The sequence below is a fragment of the Pseudomonas oplopanacis genome (assembly GCF_057128725.1).
On sequence record NZ_JBSKHV010000005.1, the window covers coordinates 335,180 to 351,140 of the forward strand.

At 61.9% G+C, this 15,961-nt stretch carries 12 protein-coding genes; 3 read left to right on the top strand and 9 right to left on the bottom strand.

The genetic code is table 11. The features are described from left to right. The first annotated feature begins 185 nt into the window (after window positions 1-185). A complete protein-coding gene (locus ACWKV5_RS13845) occupies window positions 186-1,859 on the top strand; it encodes a putative bifunctional diguanylate cyclase/phosphodiesterase (protein WP_483841676.1) in 1,674 nt (557 codons plus the stop codon). Window positions 1,860-1,931: 72 nt separating this feature from the next. Here the strand turns inward: ACWKV5_RS13845 and ACWKV5_RS13850 are convergent, their stop codons facing one another. Next, entirely contained in the window at window positions 1,932-3,326 is a 1,395-nt protein-coding gene (locus ACWKV5_RS13850) for a NorM family multidrug efflux MATE transporter (protein WP_483841677.1), read from the bottom strand. Window positions 3,327-3,484: 158 nt separating this feature from the next. Between ACWKV5_RS13850 and ACWKV5_RS13855 the strand changes: the two genes are divergently transcribed. After that, on the top strand, window positions 3,485-4,405 hold the full coding sequence (locus ACWKV5_RS13855; RefSeq protein ID WP_483841678.1) for a LysR substrate-binding domain-containing protein: 921 nt from the start codon (window positions 3,485-3,487) through the stop codon (window positions 4,403-4,405). Between the two features lie 189 nt (window positions 4,406-4,594). Next, the gene (locus ACWKV5_RS13860; RefSeq protein WP_483841679.1) at window positions 4,595-6,571 is read left to right on the top strand and encodes a methyl-accepting chemotaxis protein; all 1,977 of its coding nucleotides are present in this window, start codon (window positions 4,595-4,597) and stop codon (window positions 6,569-6,571) included. Between the two features lie 139 nt (window positions 6,572-6,710). Here ACWKV5_RS13860 and ACWKV5_RS13865 read toward each other — a convergent pair whose 3' ends face one another. Genes ACWKV5_RS13865 through ACWKV5_RS13900 form a run of 8 tightly spaced genes read right to left on the bottom strand, consistent with a single transcriptional unit; the run spans window position 6,711 to window position 15,961 of the window. Beyond that, window positions 6,711-8,144 carry a vWA domain-containing protein gene (locus tag ACWKV5_RS13865; RefSeq protein WP_483841680.1) on the bottom strand — a complete coding sequence of 478 codons (1,434 nt, stop codon included), beginning with the start codon at window positions 8,142-8,144 and terminating at the stop codon, window positions 6,711-6,713. Window positions 8,145-8,200: 56 nt separating this feature from the next. Next, entirely contained in the window at window positions 8,201-8,707 is a 507-nt protein-coding gene (locus ACWKV5_RS13870) for a hypothetical protein (protein ID WP_483841681.1), read from the bottom strand. A 4-nt stretch (window positions 8,708-8,711) separates the two neighbouring features. Continuing rightward, entirely contained in the window at window positions 8,712-9,446 is a 735-nt protein-coding gene (locus ACWKV5_RS13875; protein ID WP_483841682.1) for a zinc ribbon domain-containing protein, read from the bottom strand. Between the two features lie 33 nt (window positions 9,447-9,479). Continuing rightward, window positions 9,480-11,024 carry an SUMF1/EgtB/PvdO family nonheme iron enzyme gene (locus tag ACWKV5_RS13880; protein ID WP_483841683.1) on the bottom strand — a complete coding sequence of 515 codons (1,545 nt, stop codon included), beginning with the start codon at window positions 11,022-11,024 and terminating at the stop codon, window positions 9,480-9,482. Then, on the bottom strand, window positions 11,014-12,237 hold the full coding sequence (locus ACWKV5_RS13885) for an ABC transporter permease (RefSeq protein ID WP_483841684.1): 1,224 nt from the start codon (window positions 12,235-12,237) through the stop codon (window positions 11,014-11,016). Before ACWKV5_RS13885 ends, ACWKV5_RS13880 begins: the two co-directional genes overlap by 11 nt. After that, the gene (locus ACWKV5_RS13890) at window positions 12,221-12,922 is read right to left on the bottom strand and encodes an ABC transporter ATP-binding protein (RefSeq protein WP_483841685.1); all 702 of its coding nucleotides are present in this window, start codon (window positions 12,920-12,922) and stop codon (window positions 12,221-12,223) included. The genes ACWKV5_RS13885 and ACWKV5_RS13890 overlap by 17 nt, the downstream gene beginning before the upstream one ends. Window positions 12,923-12,932: 10 nt before the next feature. Further along, a complete protein-coding gene (locus tag ACWKV5_RS13895; protein ID WP_483841699.1) occupies window positions 12,933-14,924 on the bottom strand; it encodes a vWA domain-containing protein in 1,992 nt (663 codons plus the stop codon). Further along, a complete protein-coding gene (locus tag ACWKV5_RS13900) occupies window positions 14,924-15,961 on the bottom strand; it encodes a hypothetical protein (RefSeq protein ID WP_483841686.1) in 1,038 nt (345 codons plus the stop codon). The genes ACWKV5_RS13895 and ACWKV5_RS13900 overlap by 1 nt, the downstream gene beginning before the upstream one ends.

The window sequence follows — 15,961 nt, forward strand, 5'->3', positions numbered from 1 at the left end:
TGACGTAACACGCTTTCTCTAATTGCCGGTTTTGTTACTTTCAAGCAGGATGCGCGGTGAATCTGCGGCTAATGTTCGTATTCCTGACACAAAGTCACGTTTGACAACTGATGTCATTTGGTCATTGGTTAGCGGCGCGGCATAATGCCTGCCGCCTACATCTTTGCAGAGTCTAGGGAGCTAGCTTGTCTACGCCTGTCGAACCCTTGCGTTTGCTGCTACTGGCCGAAGAGCCAGCGTGGGCAGCGTTGTTGCGCGAGTGTCTGGCTCCGATGGGGAGCTTGGCCGTGCTCATCAGCGCGCCGAGCTGGGAGTCGGTCAGCAGTCTGTTCGATGACAACCGCAACGCGGTGTTGTTGACTGTTCCTGCACTTCAGCCGCTACCCGGCCGTTGCAGCTTGCCGACGGTGTTATTGCTCGAACACGAGCCACTGATGCCGCCCGATGGTGTGAGTGACTGGCTGGTGCGCGACCTGCTCGATGCCGGGATGCTGCGTCGTTGCCTGCGGCATGTGCGCGAACGCGGCCTGCTGGAACACACCCTGCAACGGCTGGCCGAGCAAGATCCGCTGACCGGCATCGCCAACCGCCAGGGTTTCCAGACCCTGCTGGCTGCGCGTCTGGCGGAAAACGACGGCCGTGGCCTGGCCCTCGGTCACCTTGACCTCGACAACTTCCGACACGCCAATGATGCCCTTGGCCACCAGGCGGGCGACCGCTTGATCCTGCAAGTGGTCGCGCGGTTGAAAAGCCAGCTTGAGGCCGGCGATCAACTGGCGCGCCTGGGCAGCGATGAATTCGCCTTGCTGATCGACACCCGCCGCGCGCCGCAGCGCGCCGAATGGATGGCCGAGCGCATTACCGAAGCGCTGGCCGAACCTTACTGGGTCGACGGCGAAAGCCTGTTGATCGGTTCCAGCCTGGGCATCGCCCACGCCCGTGCCCAGGCCGGCGCCGACCCGCTGATGTGGCACGCGCACATCGCCATGCAGCAAGCCAAGAGCACCCAAGGCTGCACCTTCCACATCTTCAACGAACGCATCAACCGCAACGCCCGCAGCATGGCCGACCTTGAAAGCGAACTGCGCCGGGCCTTGCGTCGTGACGAGCTGGAGCTGCATTACCAGCCGCGCCTGAACCTTGAAGACGGCCAGATCGTGGGCCTCGAAGCCCTGGTGCGTTGGCGCCATGCCGAGCGCGGTTTGCTGCCACCGAGCGAATTCGTGCCGCTGGCCGAGCAAAGCGGTTTGATCGTGCCGCTCGGTTACTGGGTGATTTCCCGTGCGCTACGGGACATGCAGGCCTTGCGCGAACAGGGTCTGCCGGCGCTGCACATGGCGATCAACCTGTCGTTCCGGCAGTTCCAGGACAGTCAATTGCTCTCCACGCTGAGCCGGTTGATTGCCGAACGCGGCGTCGAAGCGCAGTGGCTGGAGTTCGAACTGACCGAAACCGCGGTGATGCGCCGCAGCGATCTGGTCAAGCAAACCATGGACGCCCTCGGACGTTTGGGCGTGCGCTTTTCGCTGGATGACTTCGGCACCGGGTTCTCGTCCTTCGTGCACCTCAACAGCCTGCCGATCGCCTTGCTCAAGGTCGACAAGAGCTTTGTCGGTGGCATGGAAGAACGTGAAGAGAACCGCAAACTGGTCCACGCGATGATCAACCTGGCGCACAACCTCAATCTTGAGGTCGTCGCGGAAGGCGTGGAAACCGCGGAACAACTGGATCTGTTGCGCGGGTTTGGTTGCGATCAAGTGCAGGGGTATCTGATCAGCAAGCCGTTGCCGCTGGCGGATCTGGTTGAGTACCTGACCTACGGCAGCGATCAGCTGCCAGTGCTGGAAGTCGTGAACTAACCACATACCCCTGAGGGAGCGAGCATGTATGGCGAGGGAGCAAGATCCCTCGCCATACATGCTCGCGGGATTTCATTCGGCCTGAGCGATCTTGAAGCCTTGGGATTGAGGCTCCTGCCGAATCATCCGCTTCATCTTCCATTCAAACGCCAGCGTCAAACTCACCGCCGCGCACGCCAACCCCAGCGCCAACCCCCACCAGACTCCGGTCGGCCCCCAGTGCAAGTGGAAGGCCATCCACCATGCGGCCGGTGCGCCAATCAGCCAGTAACAGCCCAACCCGACCAGGAACGTGGTTTTGGCGTCCTTGAGCCCGCGTATGCAGCCCATGGCGATGGTTTGCGTGCCATCGAACAGCTCGAACCACGCCGCCACCGCCAGCAGGCTCACAGCCAATTCAATCACCGGGCGGAATGCCGGGTCGTTGTGATCGAGGAACAGGCCGATCAACTGATTCGGCAGGAGCCAGAAGACCATCGCAAACCCCAGCATTGCCGCCGCGCCGAAGGCAATACCGACCCGACCGGCCAACCGCGCATCCAGCAACTGCCCGGCGCCGTAATGTTGGCCGATGCGCATGGTGATCGCATAAGACATCCCCGCCGGAATCATGAACGCCACCGACACAATCTGCAGGGCGATCTGGTGCGCCGCCAGTTGCGTGCTGCCCATGGTGCCCATGCACAGCGCCGCGAACGCAAACAGCCCGACTTCCACCGCGTACGTGCCGCCAATCGGCAGGCCAAGGCGCCACAACTCTTTCAGGTACTGCCGGTTCGGCCGCGACAGGCCCTGGCGCAACGGATAGGCGTCATACGCCGGATGCCGGCGGATGTGCAGGGCCAGCGCCACGGCCATCAAGTTAGCGACAATCGCCGTCACCAGACCGATGCCCATCAAACCTATTTTCGGCAGGCCGAACATGCCGGTGATCAACGCATAGTTGAGCAGGAAGTTGGCCACGGTGCCGCCGAGGCTGATGACCATCACCGGCGTTGCGCGGCCGATGGCGCTGGTGAAACCACGCAACGCCATGAAACTCAGGTAACCGGGCAGGGCGAACGGCAGGATCGTCAGGAACTGCCCGGCAGCGTGGACGTTGGTTTCGGTCTGGCCGAACAGCAGCAACACCGGTTTGAGGTTCCACAGCAACAACCCGGCCACCAGCGCCATCAACCACGCCAGCCACAATCCGGCCTGGGTCAGTCGTGCCGCGCCGACAATGTCGCCCGCGCCCTGACGAATCGCCACCAGCGTGCCGACCGCCGCAATCACACCGATGCAGAAAATCGACACGAACGAGTAAGTCGCCGCACCCAAACCACCGCCGGCCAACGCTTCGGGGCTCAAGCGCGCCATCATCAGGGTGTCGGTGAGGACCATCAGCATGTGCGCCAACTGCGAGGCAATCAGCGGCCCCGCCAGCCGCAGGATGGCCCAGAGTTCAATACGCGCTGGATGCTTCATGGTCATCACGCTCGATTATCAAAGAGGTCTAGAAAGCGTCGATTCTCGGCGCTTCACGGGGTTAACACAAAGGGATAAAAAGGATGGGTAGCATGAGTCAGACTCATGCTGGACAGATTCTGCTACGGTAGCCGGATTGCGCTATAGGAGCTTTCCTCATGTCCCGTCGTCTTCCTCCCTTGTATGCCTTGCGCGCATTTGAAGCGGCGGCGCGGCATAGCTCGTTCACCCGCGCGGCTGAAGAACTGTCGATCACTCAAAGCGCGGTGAGCCGGCATATCCGTACCCTCGAAGAGCACTTCGCCTGTCGGTTGTTTCACCGCAGTGGGCGCAACTTGCAACTGACCGAGTCGGCGCGGTTGATCCTGCCGGGCATTCGTGACGGTTTCACCGCCCTGGAACGCGCCTGCAATACCTTGCGCGCCGAAGACGACATCCTGCGCATGAAAGCCCCGTCGACCTTGACCATGCGCTGGCTGCTGGCGCGGCTCAGCCGTTTCCGGCACCTGCAACCGGGCAATGAAGTGCAGCTGACCAGCGCCTGGATGGACATTGACTCGGTGGACTTCAACCAGGAACCGTTCGACTGCGCCGTGATCCTCAGCAGCGGGCATTTTCCGCCGGACTGGGAGGCCACGCTGCTGTTCCCCGAGGAGCTGATCCCCGTCGGCGCGCCGAATCTGCTGAACGATCAGCCGTGGGACGTCACGCGCCTGGCCAGCACCGAGTTGTTGCACCCGACACCGGATCGGCGTGACTGGCGCAGTTGGCTCGACCGCATGGGCCTGACCGATCAGGTCTCGCTCAAGGGCGGCCAGGTGTTCGACACCTTGGAATTGGGCATGATCGCCGCCGCTCGCGGCTACGGCGTGTCCATGGGGGATTTGCTGATGGTGGCGGAGGATGTTGCGCAGGGACGCCTGAGCCTGCCGTGGCCGACGGCGGTGGCCAGCGGTGAGAATTACTACCTGGTCTGGCCGAAAACCCGCCCCGGAGGTGAACGTTTGCGCCGGCTCAGCGATTTCCTGCTGGGTGAAGTCCGGGCTATGGATTTGCCGGTTGTGCAGCGTCTGAGCTGAATCGATAGAGCCCTCGCAGTAGAGGCCTTGCGCCATATCCCTGCTAATTACTCAAGTATTCAGTTTTGCCGCCGAAAATCTGCAGGTGGAACCTTCGTGCAGGTTCGACGCTTTTCCCCATTATCTGGAAAATTTTGCTGAGTGTTCAGCCCGATCAAGCAGGATCAGGTTGCTCGGCCAGGAGCTGTCATGTCTCAACCCCGTGCCCGGATCGCCTCACAGCTTGGTCTTGCGCTTGCCGTGATACTGGCGATTGTCATCACTGGCAGTACCGTGTTCGCCCTGCGTTCGCTGGACACTGCCAACCTCGCCACCCGCGAAGAGCACCTGGCCAGTGAAGCCCGGTTGCTGGCCGATCAGCTGAGCACCTTTCACGGCACCTTGCGTGAAAGCACCCAGCGCCTGGCCGGTCTGTTCGAGAAGCGTTTCAGCGTCGGTCTGAGCGTGCATCCGGATGAGCCGGTGGCCGTGGCGGGCACGCAGACCCCGGGCTTGCACCTGGGTAGCGAAGTGTTGAACAACAACTTCAAGGAAGTCGACGAGTTCAAGCAAATGACCGCCGGTGTGGCGACGTTGTTTGTGCGCAGCGGCGAAGACTTCATCCGGGTCAGCACTTCCCTGACCAAACAGGACGGCAACCGCGCCATCGGCACGCTGCTCGATCATGCTCACCCGGCGTATGCACGCTTGATGGCGGGGCAGAGCTACGTCGGTCGCGCCTTGCTGTTTGACCGCTCCTACATGACGCAATACACCCCCGTGCGCGACAGCAGTGGCAAAGTGATTGCCGTGCTGTTCGTCGGGTTCGACTACACCGACGCGCAGAACGCGCAGTTCGACAACCTCAAGCGTTTCCGTATCGGCCAGACCGGCTCCTTGGCGTTGCTCGATGAGCAAAGCAAATGGCTGGTGCCGATTTCGGGTGTGCAAGCACTGGATCAAGCCGTCCCGGCCATCGTCGGGCTGGCGAAGACACCGGGCAAAGGCCAGTTCTGGAGCGACAAATCCGAGGATTTCTACAGCGTGTCCGTGCCGTTCGATGGCGGCCCCTGGTCGGTCGTGGCGAGCATGCCAAAAGCTGAAATCAGCGCGGTGACCTGGAGTGTCGGCATTCAATTGGCCATCGGCAGTCTGCTGGCAATGTTGATTGCGGTTGGATCGGCCGTCTGGTTGCTGCGCAGTAAACTCGCGCCGCTGGGTGATCTGGTGCGTCAGGCCGAAGCGTTGGGCGCCGGTGATTTGAGCGTGCGCCTGAACGTGGCGAGCAATGACGAGATCGGTCAACTGGCCCGCGCGTTCAACCAGATGAGCCAGGCCCTGTCGACCATGGTCGAGCACATCCGCAAGGCCTCGGCCGAGGTCAACAGCCGCGCCCAGGCATTGTCCGGTCTGTCCGGTGGTGCCTATGAAGGGATGGAGCAGCAGTCCGGCGAGATCACCAGCATGGCCGGCGCCGTGGAGGAATTCAGCGCCACGTCCCTGAACATTGCCGACAACATGGGCAGCACTCAGCGCCTGGCCCAGGAAAACGCCCAGCAAACCCAGATCGGTCGTACCTCGATGGACGAAGCCTCTGCATCGCTGGAGCAAATCGCCGGTGCGCTGAACAGCACCGCGACGGTGATCAACACCTTGGGCCAGCGCTCACAGGAAATCGGCGGCATCGTTGGCGTGATTACCGCGATTGCCGAGCAGACTAACTTGCTGGCGCTGAACGCCGCCATCGAAGCGGCCCGCGCCGGTGAGCAGGGCCGTGGCTTTGCAGTGGTGGCCGATGAGGTGCGTAACCTGGCGTCGCGCACTCGTCAGGCCACTGACGAAATTTCCGGGATGATCAGCAGCATCCAGCAGGAAACCGGCAATGCCATCAGCACCATGGAGCAGGGCAATGTGTTGATGCAGGAAGGCCTGTCGCGTAACGCCAATGTGGCTTCAGCTCTGGCGCGGATCGATGAGCAGAGCCGTTCCGCCGGTCAGCAGTTTGCGGCGATTACCACCGCGACTCAGGAGCAAAGCAGCACTGCGACGTTGCTGAGCAGCAACCTGCAGAGTATTGCGTTGGCGAACAGTGAGCAGCGTGAGGTGGTGTCGAACTTGGCGGTGACGGCCAAGGAACTGGAAAGCCTGGCGGCGGACTTGCGCCAGGAGGTTGACCGGTTTCGTTGAGGCGCCGCTGAAATAGCTTTCGTCGGAACGCCGCCCGGAGCAAGCTCGCTCCCACACTGGATTTGTGATCGACACAAAACCCCTGTGGGAGCGAGCCTGCTCGCGAATGGGATCACCTCAATTCAGGATAAATCCCCGGCTAGTCGCACTTGGCATTGCTCGACACTTCCTTGGTCGCCTGTTTCAGCTGGCTACCCAGTTCTGCCGCATTGGTGCTGCTGTAAACCCGGCCACCGGTGTTTTCAGCGATGCAGCGTGACGGGCCACCGGCGCCGATTTTCACTACGTTGACCCTCAGGCGCGGTTGTTCCCTGGCGATTCGGCGGGACACCGCGCAAGCGTCTTTCTGGCAACCGTCCTCACCGTCGACAAACATCACGATCACCGCATCGTTATTGCGCCCGTCGACCGTGCTCGCCGCATAGGCCAGGCTGTCGGCCAGCGGTGTACCGTCGTTGGGCACCAGGCCGCGGATCCCGTTGATCAACCGCTGACGGTCGCCGAACCTGAACACGCCCTGGTCCGGTGTTCTTTCGCAACCGGCGAAGGTGATCAGGCGCGTGTCGATCTTCGGATCGAGCCCGTTGATCATGCCGGCCAGCGAGTCCTTGGCGACGTCCATGCGACTGGGTTTGGCGAAGATCGCCCGGGTGCGGTTCACGTCCAGGTACTTGTTCATCTCATTGCCGAAGAACCAGTCCTCATCGGATTTCACCGACCTGATGTTCAAGTCCATCGAGCCCGAGGTGTCGAGTACCACCACAAATTGCGGAGGCACGGCATCCGGCGCTTTTTTACGGCACGCGTAGTTGTCCAGCGTCGGGGCTGGAGGTGGCGGCGGTGGTGGCGGTGGCGGTGGCGGCGCGGCCGGTTTTGGAGGCGGGACCGGCTTGGGTGGCGGCACTGGTTTTGGTTCGGGCACCGGTTCTGGTTCCGGAACAGGTTCCGGTTCTACGACAGGCTCGGGAACGGGCTCAACCGGTTTCTCGACAGGCGTCACCACTGGCGCGACCGGCGCAACCGGTGGCGCCACGACCACCGGTTCACGGTGCAGGAACCACCAGAGCCACAGCGCCAGCAGCAGCAACAGCAGCGCAAGCAAGGCCGCCGCGATCCACCAGCCACGACGCGATGGCGGTACGACCGGCACCACGGGAACCACCGGCGGCACGATCGGCTTGGGCGGACGCTGGTGCCAGCGCACCACCAACGGCTCACCGTTGAGGCTGTAGAGTTTGTCCAGCTCAGGCGTGCCGAGCAGGCTGCGCAGGCCTTCGGCTTCGGTCGGTTGACCGCGTCGTTGCAGTTCGTCCGCCAGCTGTCCGAGGGACGTCTGACGCACTTCATAGGTTTCCAGCAAACGTCGTTGCGCGTCCTCGTTGAGGTCGGCGTAGGGCGTGGGTTGGCCACCCAGTTCGGTCCACCATTCCAGCACGTCACCGCTGCCCATCCGCGGGATGGCAAACAGGCTGGCGACGGTCGGCGGAAAGTGTTTCTGGATGAGGGCGACTTTGGCTTGCAGCGCACTCATCCCCTCCGGTGTGGCTTGCGCATCCCTGATGACCCGCTGCATGACGACGATTCCTGAAAAAGTGCAGGCCTCCATCGAGAGGCCAGCGGGGTGAAAAGTTACTCTTCGTAGCCGAGGCTGAATTGCAGCTGATTGACCTTCTTCTGCAACGCCTTCAGCTCTTGCTGCTTGGCCGCCAGGGTTGCGGGCGTCGATTTGGTCATTGGCGCCGCTTGCGAAGCCTTGAGCTGCTGCTCCAGGCCGGCAATCTGCTTCTGCACCGAGCTTTCATTGGCATGCCGGGTCTTGAGCGAGCTCAGCAGTTGCCCCAGCGATTGATTCAGCGCCGCCTGGGCTTTCTGCTGGCTGGCCAGGTCAGTCTTGGTGCTGAGCTGCTGGGCCTGAATGTTCTCGTACACCTGACGGAACATCGCGTTTTGCTGGCGGGACTCGCTCAGGGCCAGTTCCTTCTGCTTGACCTGATCGCTGTAACCACCGGAGTAGTCGCAGTTCATCTTGGTCAGCATGCTGCTGTCGCGATTGGTCGCATCGCATTCGCCCGGCTTGGTCGCGCAACCGCTCAAGGCCAGGACGGCGGTGAGGACCGCCAGTTGTCGTAACGTCATGTGCTTAGCCCAGGGTGATAGCGGAGCGTTGGCTGTACAGACCGTCGACTTCCTTCTGCAGGGCGGCGACTTTCTGGTTCAGTTTCATGATGTTCATGTCCACCTGCTTGATCTCGGCACCGGAAGCGCCTTGTGCACGTTCGGCGTCTGCCACTTTGGTGTACTCGGTGACTTTGGTGCGCATGTTGCCGAGGTCTTTGCGCAGGCGCGCGATGTTCGAATCAATCTCGGCGATTTGCACCTGGGCCTTGGCCTTGTCGACCTTCTTGTTGGCGATGTCCTTTTTGATCTGGGCGATTTGCGCCTGATCGTCATTGATCACCTGCTGAGCGGTCGCGGTACGGGCGATCACGTTCTGCGTGTCCAGTTCGACGTCGCTGTTCATTTTAGCCAGGCGGGTGGTGGTGTCGGCGTATTCGCTGCGACGCTGATCCAGATAGTAGTTCGCGCCCATGGCCACGCCACACGCGGTAATACCGGCGGCGACGGCGCACACGGCTTTGTTGCTGCTGTTGGACAGCGCGCACGCGAGGATGCCGACACCGGCGCCCATGGCGCAGGCCTGGTAACCGGACTTGCTGAAGAACTCGGCATCCTGGCCCTGGGTCAGGCGCGGGTCGGCCCCGCCGCTTTCGCCGAGCATGGAGCTACCGGTGTTGGCGCAACCGGTCAGCAGCAAGCTGCCGGCCAGTACGAAAGCGATCTGTAGTTTGAAGCGAGTCCAAAGGCTGCGCGACATGGTGAAACTCCTGATGACGGTGTTGACGTGTTGTTATTGAGTGACGGCTTTGCAACTGCTCAGCCAGGCTTCAGTGTCGATCTTCTGTTTTTGCAGGAACGCTTTCTGATTGGCCCAGTGGGTGCGCAAGTAAGGTTTCAGGTCTTGCAGCTGTTTGTTGCGGGTGATGATTTCTTCCATCACCGGGACCTGTGTTTCAAGCAGTGGCTGGCCGTACAAGGTCGCCGATTCCACCAGGCTGCTGGCGTAGTAACGGCTGAGTTTGTGCAGGCGATCCTTCTGCTCGTCGAGCTTGGTTTTACGCATGTCGCAGCTCGCGTCTTTGTCCGCGCTTTCGCAATTGAGCTTGTAGTTCTTTTGCAGGAAGTCCACGTACTGGCCGTCGTCGAGCATCTTGGTGCACAAGAATGCGCCCAGATTGAGGCTGGCGCGAATCGCCTGGTCGCGGGTTTCTTCCTGCTGCTGGTTGCTGGCGCGCAATTGGTTCTCCAAGGCCTGGAGTTTTTCCTTGAGTGCTTTGTCTTCGACGCCCGAGGCCAGGCTGTTCAGGGATTGCACCGTGCCTTTGTCGGCGGATTCGGTTTCCTTGCTGCCGGTGCCGAGTTTCTTCCAGCTGGATTCAATGCTGGCGACCCGCTCGCGAGACGTCAGGGTCGGGGAAACCATGACCAGGCGCATGCCTGTGGTTTTGTTCTTCACCTGGCCGTCGGCGTTGTAGTACGGCTGTTCCTTGCGCAATGCCGTGCGCAGGTCGGCCTGGGCGGTCAGGTAGTTGCCACCGCGCACCACGTAGCCGCCGGCCTGACCGTGCTGACGGTCGAGTTTGTTCAGGCGAAACGGCTCGAACATCATTTCGTCGACGTTGCCGAGCATGTCATGCAGGCCCAGCGGATTAGGCTTTTGCAGGCCGGACAACTGCACTTTGCCGTTGGACGATTGCGCCCCGGCGAACCACTCGTAGGCATTGATGCCGTCCGGCATCGGGTAGTTCGTATCGCGGAATTCAGCGGCGCTGACTTCCAGCCCGCCGCGTGCGGCGAACTCCCACTCGACTTCAGTTGGCAAGCGCAGGAAGCCTTGCGCGCCGTCCTCCTTGGGCAACTTGTCGGCGGCGTTTTTGCGCAGCCACAGGTTGTACTTGTCGGCGGCTTCGATGGCTTGCACCCAGCTCACGGCCGTTTGCGGCACGCGCAGTTTGGTGGCGGCGGTGGGGCAGGTGGCGTCGGTCAGCGCGGCGTATTGCAGCTGACTCATCTCGTACTTGGCCATCAGGTAATAGCGGGATTTGTCGTTCTTGCCGCCCGTAAAGCTACCGGCGATGAATGTCGGCCGGGTCTGTTCGACGTAACCGTATTCCGCGCCGTCCTGACCGATGTTGATCGGGTAGTCGTCGAGCGGTCCGGCGACCGGGATGAACACCTTGCGAAACACCATCGAGCCTTCGCAGGGCATCGGCAGCACCACGTCGGCGGCGTCCGGCATCGGGTTGTAAAACTTCTCTTCCCAGCCCGCCGCCGAGGCGTCGAGCAAATAGCCGAGGCTCAGGGGCAACAGCAAGCCAAAACGTTTATAGCTCACGCAGACTCTCCGCAGGTTGGATGTTGATGGCTCGCAGGGCGCCGATCACGGCCACCAATGCGGCGACCAGAAAGGTCAGGAGCAGGGCGGCAACGCCGTGCCAGACAGTAATGTGGCAAACGAAGGTGCCGGTGGCCTGGCTGCTGCCGAGCAAGTAATCGAACAAATGGCTGCCGACAGCATAAAACCCCAGCCCGCCGATGTAACCGGCCAGGCTCAGTATCAGCGCTTGCAGAACCACAAAACCGCCGACGGCCCGACGTTTGAACCCCAGCAGGCGCAGGACCGCCAGGCTTTTACGCTTGCGGTCGATGTTGGCCAGGAACGCGCCGACCATCGACGCCACACAGCCGATCAGCGCCGCCACGGCGATCACGCCGAAGATCAGCCCCAGCACATGGTTGATGGCTTTGACGTTGTCGATGTCGGCCAATCGGCTGGATGTTTCGATGTGTTGTTCGTTGAGCCAGTGCTCCAGCGGCGCGACCTGATCGATGTCGCGCGCATAAACACGGGCGCGGGCGTACAGCGGTTGCAGATCGCCCAGCGGCTTGCCGGTGGCGATGCCGAAAGCGCTGACTTGATAACCGTCGCGAAAGTGCTCCAGATCCAGCAGCAGCGGCGGGGCGACAAACCCGGCCGCACGCCCGAACCGGGCGCCGTCGAGCACTGCCAACACTGTCAGCGTCATCTCGCCGCGTTCATTGACCCCTTCCAGGCGCCGCAATGCTCGCAGTTTCACGCTGTCGCCGACCTTGGCCTGCAAGCGTTGCGCGGCGCTGGCGCTGAGGATCACTTGATTGCCGACCGGGGTAAGCGACGCCATGTTGAGTTGTGGATCGCCCGGCTCGGTGGCGATGATTTCAGCACCTTCGACAAACCGCTGCATGCCGATCAGCAGGTCTGCCTGGGTATTGAGCGAGCGCGTCTGGCCGAGGGCAAAACCGGTTTCGGGGCGCAGGCGCAATCGCTCGATCCAGGCCGTGTCGTAGTTGCCGTTGCTGAGCATCTTCACTTCAAGGTTGCGCGGGTCACGCAGCAGTTCGTCCTGCAACTGGCTGACCACCCCGTGCTTGAGCCCGAACAGCAGCAACAGCGGCGCAATCACCGCCACCAGGGACGCGGCAATGCACAGTGAGACCTTGCGGTCGTGCCAGAGGTCTTGCAGCGCCAGTGAGGCCAGCAGGCGCAAGCGGTCAGTCCATCGGTTCAAACAGTGTTTCTCCCTGACGGCTGATAGCGCCGAGTCGCGGCAAGCCGAAATCCTTCAGCAAGGCCCAGTCATGGGACACCACGAGCGCACTTAAACCCATGCTCGACACCAGGCTCAGCAGCAACTCGAACAAACGCCGGGCGCTGAGCGGGTCGAGCGCGGCGGTCGGTTCATCGGCCAACAGCAGCAGCGGTTCATGGGCAATCGCGCGAACGCAGGCCACGCGCTGGCGTTCGCCGATCGACAAGGCCTGCGGTTGTTTATCCAGCAACCCTTGCAGGCGCAACACGTCGACGGCGTGGTCGATGTGCTCGCTCTTCACCGACATCCCGAGCAAACGGCGCGGCAGGCTGATGTTGTCGCGCACGCTCAGGAACGGCAGCAAGCCGCCGCTCTGCAAAATGAATCCCAAGTGCCGTGAACGCACCGCTGCGAGCGCCGGTTGGTCGTCGGTCGCCAGCAGTTGGGCTACGTCCTGAGCGAGCGTCGGGCCCAGCCGAAAGCGCTCGAGTTCCACCGGCGCGAGCAACAGGCCGATGGCTTCGAGCAAGGTGCTTTTGCCGCTGCCGCTCTCGCCGGTGATGGCGAGGATTTCCCCGGCACCGACCTGCAAGTTCGGCAGACGCACATGATGAGCCTGTGCGCCTTCACCACGGCGCACCAGCAGGTTCTTGATATCGAGCATCAGCGTCTCGTTAAGGCATCATTTCCAGTGGCACGGGGTACACGTTGTCCCGCGCATCGCTGTCCTTGGCTAAAGCAACCCAGCGGTCGACGTCAGCGTTGTAACGCTGGTAATGCCGCAGTTTGGTGTTCAGCGTGCGGATGAATTTCTCTTGCGCCAGACCGTCCCAGCTCTTCCAGGTCTCTTCATCCAGGTTCAGCACTTCGCTCTGGTAGGGCAGGTCTTCGAGGTACTCGCCGAGCACGCCCATGTCCGCCAGTTTGGCGTTGCTGTTCTGCTTGAGCTGATTGGGATCGGCGCCCATGGTCGCCGCCACTGTGCGCAGGCGATCGAACATTTCCGTGGGTGAAATCAGGCCTTCGTTGGCGGCATCGAGGATCTTTTTCATCACGTCGCTCAAGTCGCTGAGCTGCGACTTGGTCAACAGCACCCGCACATCGGTGGTCGGGATGTTCTGCTTGATCAGGTCGCGGTCGGTGATCCACGCCTTGAACACCGGCGGGGCCTTGCTGTTGGTCTTCTCGCCGAGATAGGCCAGTTGCATCGCGTGGCCGATCAGCGCCGCGTCCTCGAGCATTTTCTTCTCGGCCGGGTCCTGCTTGGCGTTCGCCGCGCTGCCGATGGCGTCTTCGCCCATGTAGGCGGCTTTCACCTGAGTGGTGATCGCGGCGGCCAGTGCGTCGACCTTGCGCCCGAACTCATGCACATCGCCCGCGTCCACCGGGTAGTACAGCGAGGTGTTGGTACCCGGGTAAGTCGACAGGTTCCGGTACTGCGCCTCAGCCTTGGCGTGGTCCTTGGCCCCGGCCGGGGTTTTCAAGTGCAGCGTGTAAATCGCCACGCCCGGGTTGGCGGCTTCGATACGCACCTGTGCGGCGCTCAAACCAGTCTTCGACAGCTTGTCGTCGCCTTCGATGGCGCCCGCGTCGGTGATCAACACCACGTAGCGCGCGCCGAACTGGCTCCAGTCGACCTTGTCGATGCTTTCCATGACGCCGGCAAACGAATCTTCATCGAAGCTGCTGCTCGACACCGAGGCCTGCTTGAGGTCGGCGATCTTGGCAAAAAAGTCGGCGCTGTCTTTCACCTTGGTCGGGTCGGCGTACATCTTGGTGGTGTATTCCAGCCCCGGCACCGCCTGTGTGTTGGAGCGGAAAGCGACCATGCCGAACTTGACCTGCTTGCCGAGGTTCTGCGCTTCGATCTGCTGATAGACCTTGCGGATTGCCTCGCGGGTGCGGTCGATGTACGGGTCCATGGAAATCGTCGAGTCGATGACAAACACCACCGCCGCACTGAATTCCTTCAGTTGGTTGGCGTTTTTGTCTTCGGCTTCCTTGCCGCCGGCAGCGCTGTTGGCAGCACCGGCCTTGGCAGTCTTGTCATCCGGTTTGCTGACCGACGCGACGTTAAGCAGGCGCGTGCGGAAACCGCTTTCGGTCATGACTTCTTCGCCGCTGAGCACCGGCAGCAGGTAGAACTGCTTTTGCAGGTCGACGAAGAATTCAGGTTCTTCAGCCAGTACGCCTGGCGCCTGCTGGCCCTTTTTCAACTTGGCTCGCAGCGGTGCAACTTTGCTTACCGGGTCCGGCGCATCGAGGATGGCTTCGACGGTGGCGCGGTCCTTGAAAAACAGCAGCCGATCACGGTTGGCCGGGTTGGTGAAGGCCAGCGTCAGCTGCATCTTCCAATCGGTGGTGCAGCCGGCCGGCAACCAGCCAATGGTTTTGCCGTAACTGTCGGGGCCGACTTTCAGCCACTCGGCGTTGTTCGCCTGCGCGCGCTCGTACACGTAAAAGCGGCTGAACACCGGCTGTTCGTCACCGGCGGCACCGCCGGCCGTAGGGCTGATCTTGCAGCCCGGGGTGGTCAGCACGCGCTGGAACAGGGTTTTTTTACCGGCCTGGATCAGCGGCTTGTCATCGGCCTGGGACAGCGGGCTGATGCACAGCGCCAGCAGGGCGGCGCCGCTCAACAGGAATCGACTCAGGGGAGAACGCATCACTTCTGCAACTCCTCGAAACGCTGCTTGGCTTCGGCGTTGTTCGGGTCCTGGGTGAGGATGGTTTCGTACCAATAGGCGGCAGTGGCATTGTCCGCGGTCGGGAAGCACTCGCTGGCCTGCAGGTATTTAGGGTCGTATTCGCGCGCATAAGCGTTGGCGATCAGCGCGTCACCGGCCTGGGCACGGTTGGCGTACAGCCGTTGGGCGACACCGCAGTGTTTGCCGGCCTTGGCCTGATTGATGATCTCCAGCAACTTGGCACTGTCGGGCGCCGCCTTGATGCAGGTCTGGACGAAGGTCAATTCAGGCAGGCTGTTCATGCTCTCGAGGGTGCAGGCTTGAGCGTCAGCGCCGGCCGGTACGGCGGCAGGGTTGGCGGCCACCGGGGCAGGCGCCGGAGTGCGTTTGTAGAACCAGAATCCACCACCCGCTGCGAGCAGCAACAGCACGACAATCAACAGGCCGATCAGGCCTTTGTTGCTTTTCTTCACCGGAGGGGGAGGTGGTGCGTAGTCGGGCTCGTGGGGCACTGACTCCAGCTCCACTTCGGGCTCGGCGGTGGACAGGACCAGTTCAGGCAGCTCCGGGATTTCCAGGATTTCCGGTGTGGGTGCCGGTGCACTCGGCGCCGTCAGTTCGGCGCCGCCATACGTCGAGCGCGTCTGGCCGCCGGCCGTGGACGGCAACACGCCAACGCCTGGGCGAACCACGCCTTTGTCTGCGTGGCCTTGGCTCTGTTCACGCAGTTCGATCTGGAATTGCGAGTTGGCGCCACCTTCCAGCAGCGGGTCGACCACGTCCGGGCCGACCTGCGCTTCCAGGCCGTCGCCGCTGGCGGTGACGTCGAAACGCGAGACCTTGAACCAGAATGGATTGTTGCTCCAGGCCTTGTGGTCCTGGAGGTAAAAACCGTCCTGGTTACGCTGAATGGAAAACTCCAGCTGTTCCTCGCCACCCTGCCACTTCTTCACAGTAAGGCGGGCCTTGCCAGGCACATTGGGCTCTAACGCGAGCAGGTCGACACGAATTGGCAT